Raw genomic sequence first — 20,032 nt, 5'->3', positions numbered from 1 at the left:
CCGATATCCGTCGCTGACGCGCTCCACCCCCGGAGAGCGCCGACGGCTGCCACCCGGGCGTGACCGCTGCGGCCACCCGAAGGCCGCCGAGGTGCACACAGTGACCCATCCGCCTGCCTCCGCGCCGCCCGCAACCGCGGCGCCCGCTCTCTCCGCCAAGAACCTGTTCAAGGTCTTCGGTCGAGCCCCTCAGGCCGCCGTCGACAAGCTCCGCTCCGGTGCCCGACGCGAAGACGTGGCCGACGACGGAACCGCCGCCGTCATCGATGCCAGCTTCGACGTCCAGCCCGGCGAGATCTTCGTCATCATGGGCCTCTCCGGCTCGGGCAAGTCCACCATCATCCGCATGCTGAACGGCCTGCACGAGGCGACCGCCGGCACCGTCGAGGTGAAGGGCGACGCCCTCACCGGCGTCGGCGCCGCGCGCTTGCGGTCCCTGCGCCGCGATCGCCTCGCGATGGTCTTCCAGCACTTCGCGCTCCTCCCGCACCGCACGGTCGCGGCGAACGTCGCGTACCCGCTTGAACTCCGCGGCGTCGGCAAGGCCGAGCGCCTCGCCAAGGCGAACGAGATCCTCGCACTCGTCGGCCTCGACGGGTGGGGCGACAAGCTCCCCTCGGCCCTCTCGGGCGGCATGCAGCAGCGCGTCGGCATCGCCCGCGCCCTCGCCGCCGACACCGACATCCTGCTGATGGACGAGGCGTTCAGCGCCCTCGATCCGCTCATCCGTCGCGAGATGCAGGAGCAGCTGCTGGAACTCCAGCGCACTCTGAAGAAGACCATCGTCTTCATCACCCACGACCTCAACGAGGCGATGTTCCTCGGCGACCGCATCGCCGTCATGCGCGACGGTCGCATCGTCCAGATCGGCACACCCGAGGACATCCTCACCGACCCCGCCAACGACTACGTCGAGCAGTTCGTGCAGGACGTCGACCGCGCCCGCGTGCTCACCGCGGGCAACGTCATGGAGCGTGCGCGTCCCCGCGTCGACGCCTCCGCCGGTCCCCGCACCGCGCTCCGTCAGATGCGCGACGCCTACATGTCCGCGGTCTACGTGACCGACCGCGATCGCAAGCCGCTCGGCATCATCACCGATCGGGATGCCATCAAGCTCGTGCGCGCCGGCGAGAACTCGCTGCTCGGCACGCTCAGGCCGCTGCCGCAGAGCGTGGGCGTCGACGACGTGCTGATGAACCTCTTCGTGCCGTCGGTCGAATCGCCCCTTCCCCTCGCCGTCCTCGACGCCGACGGGCGCCTCGCCGGGGTCATCCCCCGCGTGACCCTGCTCGCGGCTCTCGGCCCCGGCCCCACCGCGACCGAGGAGCTCACCGTGCTGCCCCAGCCCCTTCCCTCCGCAGAGATCGACGCGGCCCTCGATGGGACTCCCGCCGATGCCGGGGTCTCGGCATCCGAGACCGAGGGGGTGCGCTGATGGATGGTTTCCGCATTCCGGTCGGATCCTGGGTGGATGCCGGCGTGGACTGGGTCCGCGACAACCTCTCGGGCCTGTTCGACGTCGTCGCCCTGGTCGTGCGTTTTCTCGTCGGTGGGCTCAGCGACGTGCTTCTGGCGGCGCCCATCATCGTGGTCATCGTGGTCGCGGCCGCCCTCGCGTGGCTGCTGCGTTCGTGGAAGCTCGCGCTCGGCACGGTCATCGGCTTCGCGTTGATCCTGGCGATGGGCCAGTGGGTCACCGCCATGCAGACTCTCGCCCTGGTGCTCGTGGCGACCATCGTGGCGGTCGCCATCTCGGTGCCTCTCGGCATCTGGTCGGCTCGCAACCCCACGGTCCGCGCGATCCTGAAGCCGATCCTCGACTTCATGCAGACGATGCCGGCGTTCGTCTACCTGATCCCGGCGATCACCTTCTTCTCGATCGGCGTCGTTCCCGGTGTCGTCTCGACCGTCATCTTCGCTCTGCCGCCGGGTGTGCGACTGACCGAGCTCGGCATCCGCGGGGTGGACTCCGAGACGGTCGAGGCCGGACACGCGTTCGGTGCGACCCCCGGTCAGATCCTCCGCGGCATCCAACTGCCGCTCGCGATGCCCACGATCATGGCGGGCGTCAATCAGGTCATCATGCTCGCGCTGTCGATGGCAGTCGTCGCCGGCATCGTCGGGGCGGACGGCCTGGGCAAGGAGGTCGTGCAGTCGATCTCGACCGTCAACCTGCCCAAGGGTGTCGAGGCGGGTCTGAGCGTCGTGGTGCTCGCGGTCTACCTCGACCGGTTGACCGCGGCCCTCGGCAACCGTGCCGACAACCGCGGTTCGCTGCTGGGCCTGCTCTCGCGTCGCCGCGCCGCGCGCTCCGCGACCGCCGTCACGGCCGGATCCACCGCTGCGCCGCACGCCGACACGTCTTCGTCGGATGCCGCGAGCGAGGCCGAGCGCGAGAAGGCCTCGCCGCGTCGAGCGCCGGTGTCGACGGGGCACTGAGTCCCGGCATCCCTCCCTCGTCCGTGTGAGGGGTCGCTTCCGGTCGCTCCGGCTCGCGCCAGGCGTCACGAATCGACCCCTCACGCGGGAAGGCACCTACGGAATCACATACGAAAAGGAAGAGAACACAGCAATGAACACGCGACACCTCACCTCTGCCCTCGCCCTCGGCGCCGTGGGCGCCCTCGCCCTCGCCGGCTGCGCCAGCGGCAACCAGGCCGAAGGCGGCAACGGCGGCGGCGGCGACAAGGGCACGATCACGCTCGGCTTCCTGCCCTCGTGGACGGACGGCCTCAGCACGGCCTACCTCCTCGAAGACCAGCTCGAGAAGCTCGGCTACAACGTCGAGATGCAGACGCTCACCGAGGCGGGTCCCCTGTACACGGGCCTCGCCCAGGGCGATGTCGACATCTACCCCTCGGCATGGCCCGAGCTGACGCACAAGTCGTACATGGACCGCTACGGCGACAAGATCGAAGACCTCGGCGCCTACTACGACAACGCCAAGCTGACCATCGCGGTGCCCAGCTACGTCGACATCGACTCCATCGAAGAGCTCAAGGCCAACGCCGCGCGCTTCGACGGCCGCATCTACGGCATCGAGCCGGGCGCCGGTCTCACCACGCAGACGCAGGAGACCATGATGCCCGGCTACGGGCTGGACGGCGACTTCGAGCTCGTCACCTCGTCGACCGCGGCGATGCTCACCGAGCTCGACAACGCCATTGCGGCGCAGAAGGACATCGCCGTCACGCTGTGGCGTCCGTTCTGGGCCAACGACACCTACGACGTCAAGGATCTCGAAGACCCCCAGGGTCTGATGGGCGACCCCGAGGCGCTGCACTTCCTCGGTACGTCCGGCTTCGCCTCGACCTACCCGGATGCCGCCGAGCTCATCAAGGGCATCCAGCTCGACGACGAGCAGTACGGCTCGCTCGAGGACCTCGTGGTGAACGAGTACGGCGAGGGCCGCGAGGCCGAGGCCGTGGACGCCTGGCTCGAGAAGAACCCCTCGGCGTTCTCGACGCAGCGCGACTGACGCCCCGCTCGATGACGCCCCCTTCGCTTCGCGGCGGAGGGGGCGTCGTCGTGTCAGGCGATCGCGTGGGCCCCCGTGAACCGCGTGATGAAGCCCGGGTGATCCGCGGGCATCGCCAGCACGGAGTCGGGCGTGCGACCGGCGAGTTGGGGGAAGCCGGAGTCGGCGACCAGGTCGTCGTCGAGTGCATCGAGCTCCGCGCTCACGAGCGGCCATGGCTCGTGCGCGTTCGCCGCCCAGATCGTGCGACCGAGGTGCCGCTCGTGGAAGCCCCACCGCGCGGTGAGGAAGCGCGACAGCGGGGTGTCGACCGTCTCGGTGCCGAGGGTGGCCCGCACGTGAGTGCCCGGATGCCGACCCCCGTGGCGCCGTGACCGGAACTCGATCCGCGCGCCGTCGGTGCGCACCCCCGCGCGCGCCCAGCGGTAGGGGAGTCCGAACAGGGCCTGCGCCGCGAGCACCGGGGCGAGGTGCTCGGCCTCGAGCGTGCGGAAGACGACCCCCTGACGCCCCTCATCGTCGACGGCGTACGTGCGCACGTTGATCTCGGTGAAGGTGCCCAGCAGGGGCACCGGCGGCAGCGGCAGGAACCGGAACTCGCTCAGTACGAATGGCACCAGCCCTACCCAGGCGGAGCCGTCGTGCACGTCGGGGCGCGTACCCCGGGGAAGCAGCGGAGCGACCTCGGCGGGGTCGATGCGCCAATGCACGAAGACCGCGCGGTTCCATCGCTGCGCGATGACGGCGCGTCCGGGGAGGTCGGGGGCGTGTCGCTCGGTGATCACCGGGTCATTCTGGCCCCGTCGCCTCGGCGCGGAGGGAGACTGGACAGATGGCCCCGTCATCTGGTGCAGACCCTCGGCTCGTGGCATCCATCCGCGAACTGCTCGCGGCGCGCGACGCAGGAAAGACGATCTGCCCCTCCGAGGCCGCGCGCGCGGTCGGCGGCGACGACTGGCGCGACCTCATGCAGCCCGCACGCGACGCCGCGCACGCGCTGGTCGAGCGGGGCGAGGTCGAGGTGACGCAGAGGGGCGAGGTGGTCGATGTGACCACCGCCCGCGGGCCGGTGCGCATCCGTCGGGTGGGCTGAAGGCGCGCGTGTTCAGCCGGTGAACCGGGGCTGGGTGGGCTCGCGGAGGGCTTCCTGAGTCGGATCCGACGGAGCCCGCGCGGTCAGGCGGCGGAGCCGGGCGCCGCCTCGGCAGAGGGCCCGGATGCCCGAGGTGCGGTGCGCTCGCGGGGAAGCTCGAGCGCGACCTTCTTCTCGAGCACATCGACGGCTTCATCCGACAGCAGGATCAGCCCGTCGAGCTCCTCCCGGACCCGCCTGTAGGCGAGCTGGCGCTCGTTCGGGGTGGCAGCCTGATCGGTCGCGACGGTCAGCAACTGCTTGGCGGTGTCGAGGCGCTTGCGCTCGTCGGCCGTGAACGCCGCGTCCTTCACGCGTCGCGCGTCGCGCTCGGCCACGTCGAAGGCGACCTCGTAGTCGGTGACCGCGTCGCGGTACTCCCGCAGCCGCTCGGGCGAAAGAGTCTCGCCCTCGGCCGGGCGCAGGTTGTCGGCGGCTTTCTTCGCCCGAAGGAACGCGGCGGTGAGCGGCTGGCGGCCATCGCTCATCGCGGGATAGGTGATGAGCTTCGTCGCGTCGAGTTCGTACTCGAGCCAGCGGTGCGTGACGGCGTCCTGCGCGGCGATCAGACGCTGCTGACCGTCGGTCGGTGCGGCGAGGGGCATCGGCGCCGCACCCGATGTCTCGATCGAACCACCCTGAGCGCGGATCAGCTCGAGCTGCTCACGGTGGCGACGGCGGGCGGCGAGCTCCCGACGCTTCACGCGCGCGTTGACGGCTCCCATCGTCATCCCGAACACGGGGAAGGCCAACCACCAGTAGTGGCCGAGGAAGTTCAACAGCTCCGTCACAGCGTCATGCTACGCCGGTGCCTCCAGCGGTTCTCAGGAAGACGACGTCGGCGGCCGGTCGCGTGCGGGCGGCGGCCAGACCGGGCCACTCGACGGCGGCGGGCTCCCGGCATCCGGAGACTTCTTCTGGTTACGCTTCGCGCCCCGCTCGCTCCAGGTGCGGGCGGCAGCACGCCCCACCGACTCCATCGAGCGGGCGAGGGCACGCTGGGCGGTTTCGGCGAGGTCGGATGCCACGCGGCTCCACGCGTCGTTGCCTTCGACGCTCGGCTGCTCGCCGGCACCGCGGCGGGCCGCCCGCTCGGCGCGGTCGAAGGCGTGAGCGGTGCGGCGCACGGCGTCGCGGTAGGCGAGGAAGTCGGCGGGAGACAGGCGCGTCTGCACCGAGGACGGCCGGAGCCACTGCGCTTTTTCGTGCGCGCGGAGGAACTCCGCGAGCAGGGGGGAGCGGGAGTCGCTCATCTGCGGGTAGTCGATCGCGAGCCCGGGGTCGGTCTCGTAGGCCATCCAGCGCGCGAGGATCGCGTCGTGATCGGCCAGCAGGCGGGCGACCGGCAACGGCGCGCTGCCCGAGCGGATCGCGGGGAGCATCGCCTTCGCGGCCTTCACCCCGGCGCGGCGTGCGCGCACCTCGGCCAGGGCGGCGCGAAGGTCGCGCTGAGCGTCGGTCAACCGCCCCCGCGCGGCGGCGACCGCGTCGGACGGGATGCGGGATGCCGCCCGCTCGGCCTGGGCGCGCACGACTTCGGCGTCGGCGACCTTCACGTCGGCGCGGCCGCGGGTGACGGCATGGCGCGCGGTCTGGAGATCGAGCACGGCGGCGTCGAGCTCGAGCCGGCGTGCAGCCGCCTTGCCGAGGGGGCGCGACGACCAGGCGCGAACGGCGCGATCTGTGGTGGTCGTGGTGCCCGCGGGAAGAGCCCGCTGGCGGGAACGACGCACGCCGAGCCAGCCGACGGTGCCCGCACCGGCCGCAGCCGGGCCGATCCACCACCAGTCGACCAGAAGGGCCATCAGCGGTTCCACGGTCCCCATGCTATGCCGGGGGTCCGACACGCGGCTGGGTGTCGAGCCGGAATCCGCAGCCGCGGCACCTGCGGGCGCAGCCCTCACGGACCCTGTTCCTCCCTCTGCGGCACCGGCGGCTGCCGTGCCAGGGTGGACCCCATGATCACCCGCCTCGACCCGCGCACCTCGGCTGACGAGATCGACGACCTGCGACGGCGCATCGCCGCGACGCGGTGGCCCGACGACGTGGGCGACGACTGGTCGCGCGGGACACGTCCCTCGGCGCTTCGTCGCGTGCTCGATGCCTGGGCGGAGTTCGACTGGAGCCGCGTCGAGCGGCGGCTGCGCGACGAGCAGCACCTGCTCGTCGGCGACCCGGGCCGCCGCGTGCACCTGTGGCGCTCCGGCACGCCTGGTGCTCCCGCGATCGTGCTCATCCACGGGTGGCCCGACAGCTTCGTGCGCTTTCGCGGAGTGGCCGAGCACCTGGCGGACCTCGATGTGATCGTGCCCAGCATCCCGGGGTTCGGGTTCAGTGACCCGGCGGGTCGCGACGAGGGCGGTCCGCGATGGAACGCCGCGCGCCTCCTCGCCGCGCTCGAAGAGATCGGCGTGCGGTCGTTCGCGGTGCACGGCGGCGACCTGGGCACCGCCATCGCCGATCAGATCGCCACGCTCGCCCCCGAGCGCGTGACGGCCCTGCACCTCTCGGACGTGCCGCTCTGGCACACGATCGACGACGACGATCTGTCGGTCGAAGAGAAGGAATGGGCGGATGCCGCTGCCGCCTGGGAGGTCGCGGAGGGTGCCTACGCCGCCGAGCAGCGCACCAAGCCCCAGACGCTGGCCGCCGCGCTGACGGACTCACCGGCGGGACTCGCGAGCTGGTACTTCGAGAAGTTCCAGGCCTGGGGCGAGGGCGACGTGTTCGGGCGCATCCCCCTCGAGCTGATCCTCGAGAACCTGTCGCTGCACTGGTTCACCCGCACGGCCGGCAGCGCCGCCCGCGTGTACTTCGACCGGCGGCGCTTCCCACCGACCGGCCGGGTGAGCGTGCCGACGGCGTTCGGGCTCTTCCCCCACGACCTCGACCACGGGGTCGAGTCGTTCGCTCGCCGCTGGTACCCGACCGTGCGGTTCACGCGCTTCCCGTCGGGCGGGCATTTCGGCGCGATGGAGCACCCGGCGATGCTCGCCGCCGACCTCCGCGCCCTGCTCGAGAACGCATGAGGGGTCATCTTCTGTCGCCGAGGCGCTCCCCAGGCGACAGAAGATGACCCCTCACGCGGGGATCGCGGGGTTCAGCCGAGGATCAGCGAGATGACCGTCGCACCGCCGCCGGTGAGCACGAGCGCGCCGATCACGACCCACGCGGTGATCTTGACGCGCTTCTGACGCTTGTCGCTGAACACGGTCATGTCGTCGTCTTCATCGGTCATCGCGCGTCTCCTCTCGTCGGTGCGGGGGTGCGGTGCGGGGCCGGAGCCCGGGCCTCAGGCCACCGGCTCCGAGACGGTCGGCCCGAAGACCGCGGGCAGCGTCTCGTTCGACAGGCGGCGCAGCCCCGAGACGGGGACGGTGAAGACGTCCTGGATCTCGAGGGTGGCCTCGGTGCCGGGCTCGACGTCGGTCACGCCGATGCGCAGCACCGGGTAGCCGCGACCGTCGCAGAGTCCGCGGAACTTCACGTCTTCTTCGCGGGGCACGCTCACCAGCACGCGGCCGGTCGACTCGCTGAACAGGGCGGCCGTGGCATCCACCCCGTCGCGCTCCATGAGTTCGGTCAGCCAGACGCGCGCGCCGACGCCGAAGCGCATGACGCCCTCGGCGAGGGTCTGCGCGAGACCACCCGACGACAGGTCGTGCGCGCTCGAGACGAGCGACTGGGAGCCTGCGGCCTGCAGCAGCTCGGCGAGCTTGCGCTCCATGCCGAGGTCGACCTTCGGCGGGCGGCCGCCGAGGTGGTCGTGGATCGTGCCGGCCCACTGCGAGCCGTCGAGCTCGTCGGCGGTGACGCCGAGCAGGTACAGGTTCTCGCCGGCGTCCTGCCATCCGCTGGGGATGCGGGCGGCGACGTCGTCGATGATGCCCAGGACGCCCACGACGGGGGTCGGGTGGATCGGCTGGTCGCCGGTCTGGTTGTAGAACGACACGTTGCCGCCCGTGACCGGGATGCCGAGTTCGAGGCAGCCGTCGCTCAGACCCTCGACGGCCTGACTGAACTGCCACATGACCTCGGGGTTCTCGGGGCTGCCGAAGTTGAGGCAGTCGGTGACGGCCGTGGGCACCGCTCCCGTGACGGCAACGTTGCGGTACGCTTCGGCGAGGGCGAGCTTCGCACCGTTGTAGGGGTCGAGCTGGTTGTAGCGGCCGTTGCAGTCGGTCGCGATCGCGAAGCCGAGGCCGGTCTCCTCGTCGACGCGGATCATGCCGGCGTCGTCGGGGAAGCTCAGCGCCGTGTTGCCGAGCACGTAGTAGTCGTATTGGTTGGTGATCCACGAGGTGTCGGCGAGGTTCGGGCTCGCGACGAGGGTCGTGAACTGGTCGCGCAACACGTCGTTGTCGGTCGTGCGAGGCAGTTTCGTTGCGGAGTCGGCCTGAAGGGCGTCGATCCACGTGGGGTACGCGACAGGGCGCTCGTAGACGGGGCCGTCGACCGCGACGGTCGAGGGGTCGACGTCGACGATGCGCTCGCCGTACCAGTCGATGACGAGGCGGCCGTCTCCGGTGACCTCGCCGAGCACGCTGGTCTCGACGTCCCACTTGCCGACGACGGCGAGGAACGCGTCGAGCTTCTCGGGCGCGACGATCGCCATCATGCGCTCCTGCGACTCCGACATGAGGATCTCTTCGGGAGTCAGCGAGGGGTCGCGCAGCAGCACCTTCGACAGCTCGACCTTCATGCCGCTGTCGCCGTTGGCGGCGAGCTCGCTCGTGGCGCACGAGATACCCGCGGCCCCGAGGTCTTGGATGGCCTCCACGAGGTCGTCGCGGTACAGCTCGAGGCAGCACTCGATGAGCACCTTCTCGGCGAACGGGTCGCCCACCTGCACCGCGGGGCGCTTGGTGGGGCCGCCGTCGGCGAAGGTGTCGGATGCCAGGATGCTCGCGCCGCCGATGCCGTCGCCGCCCGTGCGGGCACCGAACAGCACGACCTTGTTGCCCACGCCGGTGGCGTTGGCGAGCTTGATGTCTTCGTGGCGCATGACGCCCACCGCGAGGGCGTTGACGAGCGGGTTGCCCTGGTAGACCGCGTCGAACACGGTCTCGCCGCCGATGTTCGGCAGGCCCAGGCAGTTGCCGTAGAACGAGATGCCGCTGGTGACGCCGTGCACGACGCGCGGGGTGTCGGGGTGGTCGATCGCGCCGAAGCGCAGCTGGTCCATGACGGCCACCGGGCGCGCGCCCATCGAGATGATGTCGCGCACGATGCCGCCGACGCCGGTGGCCGCGCCCTGGAAGGGCTCGATGTAGCTCGGGTGGTTGTGCGACTCGACCTTGAAGGTCACCGCCCAGCCGTCGCCCACGTCGACCACGCCGGCGTTCTGGCCCATGCCGACCATGAGGCGCGTCTTCATCTCGTCGCTGACCTTCTGGCCGAACTGACGGAGATAGATCTTGCTCGACTTGTAGGAGCAGTGCTCACTCCACATGACCGAGTACATCGCCAGCTCGCCGCTGGTGGGGCGGCGGCCGAGGATCTCGCGGATCTTCGCGTACTCGTCGCTCTTGAGACCGAGGGCGCCGTACGGCTGATCCTTCTCGGGAGTGGCGATCGCGTTGTCGACGGTGTCCGCAAGAGCGGTACGGGCGGCGGGGTTCGGGGTGGTCACGCGGCTGAGCTCCAAGATCGCAGGGGCCGGACGCCAGTCAGTCTAGTTGGGAGCGCCGACATGCCCGGGGTCGACGACAGCGTGAGAGCGCAACCTCGGTGATCCGCGGAACGTCGGCCGGGTTCCCGGCATCCGGGCTGAGGATGTGCGGATCGCCGTGCCCGTGCGGCGGCTCGGGGCAAGATGGTCGGTGCGGCGCCGTCCGCAGTCCGCGGAGGGAGAAGCTTGCGCATCGTCATCGCCCCCGACAAGTTCAAGGGCACGCTGACCGCGCGGGAGGCGGCGGATGCCATGGCCCTGGCCGTGCGCGACCGATGGCCGGGCGCCGAGATCGCCATCGTGCCGATGGCCGACGGCGGAGACGGAACGCTCGATGCCCTCGGCGGGGCCAACGTGCACGACGAGGTGACGGGACCGCTCGGCGCACCCGTGCGCGCGGCCTGGCGCCTCGACGGTCGAGCCGCCGTGATCGAGTCGGCAGCGGCATCCGGACTCGTCCTCGCCGGGGGAGCGGAGGCCAACGACCCCTGGGGGGCGACGACACGCGGCGTCGGCGAGCTCATCGGACTCGCCCTCGACGCGGGATCGGTCCGCATCGTGGTGGGTACCGGCGGCGTCGCCGCGACCGACGGTGGACGCGGGGCGATCGAGGCGCTCGGCGACCACGTGCCGTTCGCTCCCGGGCAGGTGACGGTGCTCACCGACACGACCACGACGTTCATCCACGCGGCCGAGGTGTTCGGTCCGCAGAAGGGCGCCGACGCCGAGCTCGTCGAGCGCCTGACGGAGCGCCTGCGGGCGGATGCCGCGGACTGGGCCGAGCGCTTCGGGCTCGACGTCTCGGTCATGCCGAGGTCGGGCGCCGCCGGTGGTCTCTCCGGCGCGTTGCTCGCGGCCGGCGCCGAGGTGGTCGACGGCGCGGCCTACGTCGCGCAGGCGCTCGAGCTGAGCGAGGCGCTCGCCGAGTCGGATCTGGTCCTCACCGGGGAGGGCGCGTTCGACGCCACGAGCCTCGCGGGCAAGGGGCCGGGGCACGTGCTCTCGGTCGCCGCGCGCCACCGGGTGCCGGCGGTCGTCATCGCGGGGGTCGTCGCCGCCGACGCCGTCGGCTCGCGCGTCTTCTCGATGAGCGAGGTCGTGGGCGCCGAGCGCGCACTCGCCGACGCCGCCGACGCCCTGCGCGTCACGACGACACAGGCGCTCTGGCAGCTCGACCTCTGAGGGTCGCCGCCTCCGCGGGGGTCTCGACTCTTCCCGGCGTCAGGCCGTCTTCGCGATGCGCACCCGGATGTCCTTCATCAGCGGCTGGTCGCTCTGACGGCTGTAGTCATCGGGGCCGAGCAGCACGTTCAGCTCGGGGAAGTAGCCCGCGGCGCTGCCGCGCGGGGTGTCGTACTCCAGGGCGCGGAACGACGTGACGCTGCGCACCGAACCGTCGCGCGAGGTGGCCACGATGTCGACGAGGTCGCCCTCGGCGATGCCGCGCTGCTTCATGTCGCGCCGGTTCATGAAGACGAGCTCGCGGATGTTGCGCACGCCGCGGTAGCGGTCGTCGGCCGAGTAGATCGTGGTGTTCCACTGGTCATGCGAACGCATGGTCTGCAGCACGAGCACGTCGGCCTCTTCGGGGATGACGTTGGGCAGATCGGCGTGCGAGAACTCGGCCTTGCCCGACGGTGTCTGGAAGTCGCGCTCGCGCGCGGGCTGCGGGATGCGGAAGCCGTAGTGCTGGCGCACGAGCTGGTTGAAGCCCTCGAAGCCGGGCAGCACCTTCGCCATCGTGTCGCGGATGCGGTCGTAGTCGCCGACGTACCACTCCCACGGCGTCGCCGACTCGGGCATGGTGGCCCGGGCGATGCGCGCGATGATCTCGGGCTCGCTGAGCAGGTGCGGCGAGGCGGGTTTGCGCGACCCCAGCGAGAGCATGACCGAGCTCATGGCGTCTTCGGTCGAGATCGACTGGGGTCCCGACTCCTGCTCGTCGCGCTCGGTGCGGCCGAGGCACGGGAGGATCAGCGCCTGCTTGCCGTGGGTGAGGTGGCTGCGGTTGAGCTTGGTGCTCACGTGCACCGTCAGCTCGCACCGGCCCATGCCCTCGGCGGTGAGCGTGGTGTCGGGAGCGGCCCGCACGAAGTTGCCGCCCATGCCGAGGAAGACCTTGAGGTCGCCGCGGTGCAGCGCCGCCACCGTGTGCACGGTGTCGAGGCCGGGCTCGCGGGGCGAGGTGATGCCGCAGACCTCGTCGAGCTTCGCGAGCCAGTCCTCGGTGGGCTTGTGGTTGATGCCGCACGTGCGGTTGCCCTGCACGTTGCTGTGTCCGCGCACGGGCGAGGGCCCGGTGCCCTTGCGCCCGACGTTTCCACGCAGCAGCAGCAGGTTGACGATCTCGCGCACGGTGTCGACGCCGTGCTGGTGCTGGCTGACGCCGAGGCACCAACTGATGACGCAGCGTTCCGAGGCGAGGTACACCGCCGCGGCTCCGCGAATTTCGGCCTCGGTCAGACCCGCCTGCTCGACAAGCTCGGCCCACGTCGTCGCCTCGACCATCGCGCGGTACTCGCCGAGTCCGCTGGTGTACTGGTCGAGGAACGCCTGATCGATCGCGGTGGGGTCGGTCGCCGAGGCTTCGAAGACCACCTTGGCCATGCCGCGGATGAGAGCGAGGTCGCCGCCGGGGCGCACCTGCAGGTTCATCGTGCTGGTCGGGGTGGAGTGGAAGGTCGCCATGTCGACGATCTCGTGCGGCACGATCGTGCGGGTGCCGGCGACCTCTCGCAGCGGGTTCACGTGCACGACCTGAGCGCCCCGGTCGATCGCCTCGGCGAGGCTGGTGAGCATGCGCGGCGCGTTCGAAGCTGCGTTGACGCCGAGGATGAACAGCGCGTCGGCGTTCTCCCAGTCCTCGAGGTCGGCGGTGCCCTTGCCGGTGGCGAGCGATGCCGTGAGTCCACGGCCCGAGCCCTCGTGGCACATGTTCGAGCAGTCGGGGAGGTTGTTGGTCCCGAGCTCGCGCGCGAACAGCTGGTAGAGGAACGACGCCTCGTTGCTGAGGCGGCCCGAGGTGTAGAAGGCGGCCTGGTCGGGGGAGTCGAGCGCGGTGAGGTGCTGCGCGATCGTGCGGAACGCGTCGTTCCACGAGATCGGCACGTAGTGGTCGGTCTCGGCGTCGTAGACCATCGGGCCGACGAGACGGCCGGCGTCCTCGAGCTCGAAGTCGCTCCATCGCGACAGCTCGGTCACCGAGTGCTCGGCGAAGAACTCCTTGCCGACCCTCTTGTGCGTCATCTCCCACGTGACGTGCTTGATGCCGTTCTCGCAGATGTCGAGGGTGACGCCCTTGTCGTCGGGCCAGGCACACCCGGGGCAGTCGAAACCGCTCTTCGGGTGGTTCATCGTGAACATCGCCCTGGTGCCGGCGACCGGCTGGCGCTGCTGGTAGAGCACCTTGCCGACGGTGAGGGCGGCGCCCCAGCCGGCGGCGGGGTGCTCGTAGGGGCCGGTGCTCGACCACTCTCCCTCGACCTGCGGGCCGAGGCCTCCCTGTCGCGGTTCCTCGGTCATCAGCCCGAACGATTCACCCATGTTCACCCTCCGTGGATTGCGGCGCAGGGGCGGTGGCATCCACTCGCCCTGCACTCGGTCGTCAGCGTACGCTCGCGAGATCGGTCGTCGCGGGGGTTGTGGACGGCGCGATGATGCGATCCGTCCGCGTGTACAGGTTCATGCTGTTGCCCCGCACGAAGGCGGCGAGGGTGAGACCCGCGCGCTCGGCGAGCTCGATAGCGAGCGATGAGGGCGCCGACACGGCGGAGAGCATCGGGATGCCGGCCATCACGGCCTTCTGCACGAGCTCGAAGCTCACGCGGCCCGACACCTGCAGCACGGTGCCGCGCAGGGGCAGTCGGTCGTTCAGCAGGGCCCAGCCGACGACCTTGTCGACGGCGTTGTGCCGGCCGACGTCTTCGCGGGCGACGAGAAGATCGCCGCTGGCGACATCGAAGAGCGCTGCGCCGTGCAGGCCGCCGGTCTTATCGAAGGTTTTCTGCTGCTCGCGCAGACGATCGGGGAAGGCGGCGACGTCGTGCGCCGAGACCTGGATGCCGTCGGAGGCGACGTCGTAGCTCGACACCTTCTCGACCGCGTCGATCGACGCCGTTCCGCACACTCCGCACGAGCTCGTCGTGTAGAAGGAGCGCGCGATGTCGGTGGAGGGGAGTTCCACGCCGGGTGCGAGCGTGAGGTCGAGCACGTTGTAGGTGTTGCCGTCGGCTCCGCCCGTTCCGGGGCCGCCGCAGTGGATCGCCCGGGCGAACTCGTCGCGGCGACTGATGACGCCCTCCGACACGAGGAAGCCGGCCGCCAGCTCGACGTCGTGCCCGGGGGTGCGCATCGTCACAGACAGGGGCGTACCGGCGACGCGGATCTCGAGCGGTTCTTCGACGGCCACGGCATCCGGCCGCTGTCTGTTCACGCCGTCGAGGGTGAGGCGCGTCACGCGACGCGACGCGGTCAGGCGGCCCATGTCAGGACCGAATCCGAGAGCTGGAGGGGGACATGGGTCGAGCGTACGCCGGGCCTCCGACACCGCGGCGCGCTCTTCCGCGACGAAATGACCGATCGAGGGGATGCCGACACCCGGTCGCCATGGGAACGTGCACAGTCGCGAAATTCTGCGGTTTCCGGCCATCCGCATTCATGCGAATACAGATCCGCAGAAGTTTTTCAAGTCCGACGTGACGATTCCCCCACCCGGTACGTCTTAGTCCTGTAGGCCGAAGCGCCCACCCCGGACACCCGGGTCCAGACATTCGAAAGGCACGGACATGGCTGAGAACGCCCCCACCACCCCCGCTGCGCAGAACGTCCCCCAGGCGGCGTCGCGCGTGAACCGTCCCCTCGCCGGTCGCGGTCAGGAAGCCCACACCGAGGGCAAGACCACGATCGCCGAAGGCGTCGTCGCGAAGGTCGCCGGCATCGCGGCCCGCGAGGTCAACGGCGTCTACGCCCTCGGCGGCGGCGGAGCCCGCGCCCTCGGTGCCATCCGCGACGCCATCAACGCCACCGACCTGACGCAGGGCGTCAAGGTCGAGGTCGGCGAGACCCAGGCCGCCGCCGACGTCACCATCGTCGTCGAGTACGGCGCCCCCATCCAGGAAGTCGCCGACCAGGTCCGCGCCCGCGTGGCCGGTGCCATCAACCGTCTCGTCGGCCTCGAGGTCGTCGAGGTCAACGTCGACGTGAACGACGTCCACATCCCGGGCGACGAGAACAACGACGCCGAGTCCGAGAAGCGCGTCCAGTGAGCGCCACCACGAAGGGCGCCCTGGTCGGCCTCGTCCTGGCCCTCAGCGCCCTGATCTTCGGTTTCTGGGGATTCATCCTCGTCGCCCTCTTCATGGCGATCGGCGTGGTCGTCGCCCGCATCACGGCGGGTGAACTCGACTTCGGCAACATCGTCAACGCCTTCAAGGGTCGGAGCACATCGTGACCACCGTCACCGCTTCCCCCGGGGTCGGCAACCGCACCACGGTTGCCGGCCCCGGCCTCCCCGCCGGCCGGGTGACCATCTCGGACCGCGTGCTGCAGAAGACGGCCGAGCGGGCCGCCGCCGACATCATCGGAGTGGATGCCAAGAGCGTCCGCGTCGAGATCGTCTCGGCCCGTCAGACCGCCGCCGTGCGTGTGACGACCGCGTTCCCCGTCCCCCGCCTCGACGACACCGAGGCCGTGCACGCCGCGACTCCCGTGCTGGAGGCCGCGCGCGTCGCCCAGACCGAGCTGCGCTCGCGTCTGACCCGTCTGTTCGGCCGCGAGATCTCGCGCGTCGACCTCACCATCTCGGGCGCCACCGCCCCTCAGCGAAAGCGAGTGCTGTGATGACTGACACCGTGCTCCGCACCGTCGTGCGTCGCGAGACCCACTCGCCCCGCACCGTGGCCATGCTCGTCGTGGTCGTGCTGCTGCTGCTCGCCCTCGCGTACGCCGCGGTCGAGATCATCCTCGACCTGTCTGGAGCTCAGCCGTTGCTGGTCGCCCCGGGCGAGGCCCTCAATGCCGTCGTCGCGGCGCCCACCGCTCTCATGCCGGTCGCCTTCGTCGTCGGCGGGGTCGTGCTCGCCATCGTCGGGCTCATCGTCCTGGTCCTGGCCCTCAAGCCCGGCCGCCTCTCGCGCCACGAGATGTCGTGGGGGGAGCGGGCCGTCGTCGTGGACAACGGCGTCGTGGCATCCGCCCTCGCCCAGCACCTCAGCAACGAGTCGGGGATCGCTCGGGAGGACATCGTCGTGGGCGTCGCCCACCGCTCCGTCGACGTGACGGTGCGGCCCCCGGTCGGCATCCCCGTCGACGAGGCGCAGCTGCGCCGCATCGTCGATGAGGAAGTCAGCTCGTACAAGCTCTCGCCCGCCGTGCGCACCCACCTGCGCGTACAGCGTCCCGACACCAAGGAGTCCTGATGAACGCGACGCGACGCGGTCTGAACCGCTTCCTCCTCTTCCTGGTGGCCGTGGTGCTGCTGGGCCTGGGAGCCCTTGCGCTCGCCGTGGGTCTGCTCCCGGGCGGGACCGACACCTGGACCTCCGTCATGGGCGGCTTCCAGGGCTGGCTCGAGTCGCTGGGCCGTGAGTCCGCCGGCTGGGGCGCCGTCGCGGCCATCGTGGTCCTGGCGATCATCCTGATCCTGATCGCCTCGGCCGCCGTGCGCGGGCGCCGCCAGGCTCCGCTGCAGTCGACCGGCAGCGCGAACGACGAAGGACGCATCACCGTCACCGACGGGTTCGCGTCCGAAGCCCTCAAGAACGCCCTGGGCGAGCGCGACGAGATCCTCTCGTCCCGCGTCAGCGCCGGCGAGGTCGGCAAGGAGTCGGTCCTGCACGTGGCCGTCACCCCGCGCCAGAACACCTCGCCCCGCGACGTCGCCGAGCACGTCGACACGCTGGTCACCAACCTGGCCGCTCTCACGGGCCAGAACCTGCGCGCCTACATCTCCATCCACTCGGGTCTGCGCGCGAAGCTCGCACGCGACAACACCCGCGTCCACTGACACCCCCACGAGGAGACGTGATGTCCACCATCGATGCGACCATCGACCCGCCCGACCTCGACGCGGCGGCGACCCTGGCGGCGACCGCCGCAGGCGCCGTCCCGGGCGTTCACGCGCTCGGCAGCCTGATCGGACGGGCGTCGGATGCCGTGCGCGAGCGTGTCGGTCTCGCAAGCACCGCTCCGGGTGTGAAGATCGACACCGATCGGGCCGACGCGGTCACCGCGACCATCTCGCTCGTCGTCGACTACCCGCACAAACTGCGCGAGGTGTCGGACGAGGTCCGCCGGGCCGTGCGCACCGCGCTCGAGCCGCTGGGCCGCGGTCGGGTCGACGTCGACGTGGTGGTGACGGGCGTGTTCGGACCGTTCGACCGTGACGTCGTGGCCGAGGCCGAAGAGCGGGCGGATGCCGTCGCCGCCCGCGCATCCGAGGTGACCGACGTCGCGAAGGCCAAGGCGAAGGACGTCGCGGACCGGGCATCGGCCGTGGCCGACGACGCGAAGTCCCGGGCCTCGGAGGTGGCCGATGATGTGCGGTCGCGGTCGAAGGACCTCGCGGCCAGCGCCTCGGAGACGATCGACACCGCCGTCTCCAGGACGAAGGACGTCGCCGCCGGCGCAGCGGCTGCCGTGGACGAGACCGTTCGTCAGGCACGCGAGCGCGTGGTCGCGGCCGACGCGGAGTCCGACATCGACGCCGCGGATCGCGTGACCGAGGGCCTGGAGCCCGAGCGCACGTCGCCCGCCGCGGATGATCGTGGAGACGTGAGCGACGTCGTCGCCGAGGCGCTCGAAGACGCTGCGATCGACATCGCGATCGCCGCCGACGAGGTGCGCGCCGACGACAAGACCCCGGCGACCGACAGTGTGCAGTCGGTCGTGGAGGACGAGCGCCCCCGCGCCTGAACCGCGAGATTCGAGAGGGCGCCCCGGCTTCGGCCGGGGCGCCCTCGCGTGCCGCGGCAGACGCACCCCACCCGACACGTCCCGGACACGTCACCGGAAGTTGTCGCTCGGGCAGGTATCCCACCCCGAGAAGCGACATGCCTGCATGATGGGCAGCATTTCCCTTCGGTGCCCGTGAGCCGGAGTCGATCACGCGATGAGACAGCAATGCCAGCGGCCGCGTCCGCTCTCGGTGATCCCTCCGCGCTGCGGTCCTTCCTGTGAATCGAGAGCTCATGAAGCGTTTGGCCACGACGGTATCCGTCAGTGCTCTGGCCGTCGGCCTGATCGCGTCCGGCGTCGCCGTCGGCGCGTCGCCCGCGGCGGCCGCGAGCTGCACCACGACCCCCACGACGTGGGTCGACCTACAGGACGCTTTCGCGAACGCCCCCCTGGCGGGGGCGGTGATCTGCCTCGGGGCCGACATCACGAGCCCCGCGTCACCGACGGTCAACCTGTCCCTTAATCAGCCCGTCGGGTCGAACGTGATCTTCGATCTGAACGGTCACTCTCTGACCAGCGTGCTCAACCCCGGAGGCCCCAGTTCTCCCGACGCGGGCATCGACGTCAGCGCGGGCAAGACGCTCACCATCGAGGCCACGGGCGGGGGCGCCCTCACGATCAGCGGGGGAGCGCTGTCGGCCGCGATCGGCGCTCACAACGGGGACGACCTCGGGACGATCATCATCAACGGCGGCACGATCAACGTCTCCACCGTGTGGGACGGCGCGGGAATCGGGGGTGCGAACCTCTCGAATGCCGGAGGCGGGTCGATCACCATCAACGGGGGAGACATCACCGCCACGGCGTACGACTGCGGCCCCGGCATCGGAGCCGGCGAGTACAACACCGTCGCGGCGGACATCACGATCACCGGAGGCACCGTCACCGCCCACGGCTCATGCGGGAGCCCGGGAATCGGTGGTGCGGCCGGCGCATCCGGCGGCAACATCACCATCACCGGCGGTGTCATCACCGCAACCGCGACGCAAGGCGCCGGAATCGGGGGTGTCATCGACAGTCCCGGCGCGAACATCACGATGTCGGGGGGCGAACTGACCGCATCTACCGCCGCCAGCGGGGGTTTCAACGGCGCGGCGCTCGGATCGGGATACACCCCCGGAAACGGGCCGTTGCGCGCACCCGGATCACTCACCCTGATCGGCGCGGGTGTGCCGACCGCGACATCGGGGACCAGCCCCCGGGCGTCGTCACCGACGGCGACGGTACTGCCGGGTCCGCCCGGTGTGGTCTTCACGCAGACGACGCAAGACGGCACGGCCACGCAGCCGGCGATGACGCACATCGTGTTCGCGCGCCTGGTGCCCCCGCGGATCACGACCCCGGCACTCGCGGGCGGCACGGTGAATCAACCGTACGCGCAGACGGTGCAGGCAACGGGTACGGGTCCTCTGACGTTCGCCGTGGTGGGCGGAACCCTCCCGCCGGGGCTGACTCTCGACCCCCTCAGCGGGGTCATCTCGGGTCAGCCGACGCAGTCGGGCACGTTCACGGTCATCGTCGAGGCCACCGGTCCCGGCGGCACGGACTCGCGTCCCTACACGATCGCTATCTCCGCCGCGCCGGCCCCTGCGTCGTCGCCGAGCCCCACGTCGAGCACGACGCCGTCGTCATCGGCGCCCGCCTCAGCGCCGGCACGGGCGGCGTCCACGGGCCCGAAGCGGCTCGCCGTCACGGGAGTCGACGGCACCCCGGTCATCGTCGCGGCAATCACGGGGGCGGTTCTTCTGCTCGCCGGGGCGGTCGCCCTGGTCGCTCGTCGGCGTCGCCGCAGCTGATC

General features: G+C 70.7%; 20 protein-coding genes. 13 read left to right on the top strand and 7 right to left on the bottom strand.

Annotated elements, in window-relative coordinates; genetic code table 11:
* Positions 1-100 precede the first annotated feature (100 nt).
* From QBE02_RS10050 to QBE02_RS10040, 3 genes are all read left to right on the top strand, one after another.
* Positions 101-1,435 (top strand): quaternary amine ABC transporter ATP-binding protein, encoded by a 1,335-nt coding sequence (locus QBE02_RS10050; RefSeq protein ID WP_279365598.1) that lies wholly within the window; start codon positions 101-103, stop codon positions 1,433-1,435.
* Complete coding sequence (locus QBE02_RS10045; RefSeq protein WP_279365597.1) at positions 1,435-2,439, top strand: ABC transporter permease; 1,005 nt, start codon at positions 1,435-1,437, stop codon at positions 2,437-2,439. Before QBE02_RS10050 ends, QBE02_RS10045 begins: the two co-directional genes overlap by 1 nt.
* A gap of 133 nt (positions 2,440-2,572) precedes the next feature.
* Entirely contained in the window at positions 2,573-3,478 is a 906-nt protein-coding gene (locus QBE02_RS10040; protein ID WP_279365596.1) for a glycine betaine ABC transporter substrate-binding protein, read from the top strand.
* Positions 3,479-3,531: 53 nt separating this feature from the next.
* Here QBE02_RS10040 and QBE02_RS10035 read toward each other — a convergent pair whose 3' ends face one another.
* Positions 3,532-4,263 carry a YqjF family protein gene (locus tag QBE02_RS10035; protein WP_279365595.1) on the bottom strand — a complete coding sequence of 244 codons (732 nt, stop codon included), beginning with the start codon at positions 4,261-4,263 and terminating at the stop codon, positions 3,532-3,534.
* 80 nt (positions 4,264-4,343) lie between these two features.
* Here QBE02_RS10035 and QBE02_RS10030 point away from each other — a divergent pair, with 80 nt between their 5' ends.
* A complete protein-coding gene (locus tag QBE02_RS10030) occupies positions 4,344-4,571 on the top strand; it encodes a DUF3253 domain-containing protein (protein WP_235556924.1) in 228 nt (75 codons plus the stop codon).
* 83 nt (positions 4,572-4,654) lie between these two features.
* On the opposite strand, the gene QBE02_RS10025 is transcribed toward QBE02_RS10030, so the two are convergent.
* Both QBE02_RS10025 and QBE02_RS10020 read right to left on the bottom strand, forming a co-directional pair.
* Positions 4,655-5,401, bottom strand: coding sequence for a hypothetical protein (locus QBE02_RS10025; RefSeq protein WP_279365594.1), 747 nt, complete (start codon positions 5,399-5,401; stop codon positions 4,655-4,657).
* 33 nt (positions 5,402-5,434) lie between these two features.
* Positions 5,435-6,427, bottom strand: coding sequence for a hypothetical protein (locus tag QBE02_RS10020; RefSeq protein WP_279365593.1), 993 nt, complete (start codon positions 6,425-6,427; stop codon positions 5,435-5,437).
* A gap of 141 nt (positions 6,428-6,568) precedes the next feature.
* Here QBE02_RS10020 and QBE02_RS10015 point away from each other — a divergent pair, with 141 nt between their 5' ends.
* Positions 6,569-7,639, top strand: a complete 1,071-nt coding sequence (locus tag QBE02_RS10015; RefSeq protein ID WP_279365592.1) for an epoxide hydrolase family protein — start codon at positions 6,569-6,571, stop codon at positions 7,637-7,639.
* A 71-nt stretch (positions 7,640-7,710) separates the two neighbouring features.
* On the opposite strand, the gene QBE02_RS10010 is transcribed toward QBE02_RS10015, so the two are convergent.
* Both QBE02_RS10010 and purL read right to left on the bottom strand, forming a co-directional pair.
* A complete protein-coding gene (locus tag QBE02_RS10010; RefSeq protein ID WP_164481587.1) occupies positions 7,711-7,848 on the bottom strand; it encodes a hypothetical protein in 138 nt (45 codons plus the stop codon).
* A 54-nt stretch (positions 7,849-7,902) separates the two neighbouring features.
* A complete protein-coding gene (gene purL / locus QBE02_RS10005; protein WP_279365591.1) occupies positions 7,903-10,242 on the bottom strand; it encodes a phosphoribosylformylglycinamidine synthase subunit PurL in 2,340 nt (779 codons plus the stop codon).
* A gap of 225 nt (positions 10,243-10,467) precedes the next feature.
* Between purL and QBE02_RS10000 the strand changes: the two genes are divergently transcribed.
* A complete protein-coding gene (locus QBE02_RS10000) occupies positions 10,468-11,463 on the top strand; it encodes a glycerate kinase (RefSeq protein WP_279365590.1) in 996 nt (331 codons plus the stop codon).
* A gap of 39 nt (positions 11,464-11,502) precedes the next feature.
* On the opposite strand, the gene QBE02_RS09995 is transcribed toward QBE02_RS10000, so the two are convergent.
* A complete protein-coding gene (locus tag QBE02_RS09995; protein ID WP_279365589.1) occupies positions 11,503-13,824 on the bottom strand; it encodes an FdhF/YdeP family oxidoreductase in 2,322 nt (773 codons plus the stop codon).
* Between the two features lie 61 nt (positions 13,825-13,885).
* Complete coding sequence (gene fdhD, locus QBE02_RS09990) at positions 13,886-14,764, bottom strand: formate dehydrogenase accessory sulfurtransferase FdhD (protein WP_279365588.1); 879 nt, start codon at positions 14,762-14,764, stop codon at positions 13,886-13,888.
* Positions 14,765-15,065: 301 nt separating this feature from the next.
* Between fdhD and QBE02_RS09985 the strand changes: the two genes are divergently transcribed.
* From QBE02_RS09985 to QBE02_RS09955, 7 genes are all read left to right on the top strand, one after another.
* On the top strand, positions 15,066-15,545 hold the full coding sequence (locus QBE02_RS09985; RefSeq protein ID WP_056225274.1) for an Asp23/Gls24 family envelope stress response protein: 480 nt from the start codon (positions 15,066-15,068) through the stop codon (positions 15,543-15,545).
* Complete coding sequence (locus tag QBE02_RS09980; protein ID WP_056225276.1) at positions 15,542-15,730, top strand: DUF2273 domain-containing protein; 189 nt, start codon at positions 15,542-15,544, stop codon at positions 15,728-15,730. Before QBE02_RS09985 ends, QBE02_RS09980 begins: the two co-directional genes overlap by 4 nt.
* Positions 15,727-16,119, top strand: coding sequence for a hypothetical protein (locus tag QBE02_RS09975; RefSeq protein WP_268102911.1), 393 nt, complete (start codon positions 15,727-15,729; stop codon positions 16,117-16,119). The genes QBE02_RS09980 and QBE02_RS09975 overlap by 4 nt, the downstream gene beginning before the upstream one ends.
* The gene (locus tag QBE02_RS09970; protein WP_268102912.1) at positions 16,119-16,697 is read left to right on the top strand and encodes a DUF6286 domain-containing protein; all 579 of its coding nucleotides are present in this window, start codon (positions 16,119-16,121) and stop codon (positions 16,695-16,697) included. The genes QBE02_RS09975 and QBE02_RS09970 overlap by 1 nt, the downstream gene beginning before the upstream one ends.
* Positions 16,697-17,284, top strand: a complete 588-nt coding sequence (locus QBE02_RS09965) for a hypothetical protein (protein ID WP_056225284.1) — start codon at positions 16,697-16,699, stop codon at positions 17,282-17,284. Before QBE02_RS09970 ends, QBE02_RS09965 begins: the two co-directional genes overlap by 1 nt.
* A gap of 20 nt (positions 17,285-17,304) precedes the next feature.
* Positions 17,305-18,192 (top strand): Asp23/Gls24 family envelope stress response protein, encoded by an 888-nt coding sequence (locus tag QBE02_RS09960; protein ID WP_279365587.1) that lies wholly within the window; start codon positions 17,305-17,307, stop codon positions 18,190-18,192.
* A gap of 275 nt (positions 18,193-18,467) precedes the next feature.
* Complete coding sequence (locus tag QBE02_RS09955) at positions 18,468-20,030, top strand: putative Ig domain-containing protein (protein WP_279365586.1); 1,563 nt, start codon at positions 18,468-18,470, stop codon at positions 20,028-20,030.
* Positions 20,031-20,032 lie beyond the last annotated feature (2 nt).

This window comes from Microbacterium testaceum, assembly GCF_029761935.1.
Taxonomy (GTDB): Bacteria; Actinomycetota; Actinomycetes; order Actinomycetales; family Microbacteriaceae; genus Microbacterium; species Microbacterium testaceum_A.
This window is presented reverse-complemented; position numbering and strand designations above follow the sequence as displayed.

Coding starts and splice junctions, on each gene's coding strand:
- QBE02_RS10045 (WP_279365597.1), top strand. CDS start 1,435: ATGGATGGTTTCCGCATTCCGGTCGGATCCTGGGTGGATGCCGGCGTG.
- QBE02_RS10040 (WP_279365596.1), top strand. CDS start 2,573: ATGAACACGCGACACCTCACCTCTGCCCTCGCCCTCGGCGCCGTGGGC.
- QBE02_RS10015 (WP_279365592.1), top strand. CDS start 6,569: ATGATCACCCGCCTCGACCCGCGCACCTCGGCTGACGAGATCGACGAC.
- QBE02_RS10010 (WP_164481587.1), bottom strand. CDS start 7,848: ATGACCGATGAAGACGACGACATGACCGTGTTCAGCGACAAGCGTCAG.
- QBE02_RS09995 (WP_279365589.1), bottom strand. CDS start 13,824: ATGGGTGAATCGTTCGGGCTGATGACCGAGGAACCGCGACAGGGAGGC.
- fdhD (WP_279365588.1), bottom strand. CDS start 14,764: ATGGGCCGCCTGACCGCGTCGCGTCGCGTGACGCGCCTCACCCTCGAC.
- QBE02_RS09985 (WP_056225274.1), top strand. CDS start 15,066: ATGGCTGAGAACGCCCCCACCACCCCCGCTGCGCAGAACGTCCCCCAG.
- QBE02_RS09970 (WP_268102912.1), top strand. CDS start 16,119: ATGACTGACACCGTGCTCCGCACCGTCGTGCGTCGCGAGACCCACTCG.
- QBE02_RS09965 (WP_056225284.1), top strand. CDS start 16,697: ATGAACGCGACGCGACGCGGTCTGAACCGCTTCCTCCTCTTCCTGGTG.
- QBE02_RS09960 (WP_279365587.1), top strand. CDS start 17,305: ATGTCCACCATCGATGCGACCATCGACCCGCCCGACCTCGACGCGGCG.
- QBE02_RS09955 (WP_279365586.1), top strand. CDS start 18,468: ATGAAGCGTTTGGCCACGACGGTATCCGTCAGTGCTCTGGCCGTCGGC.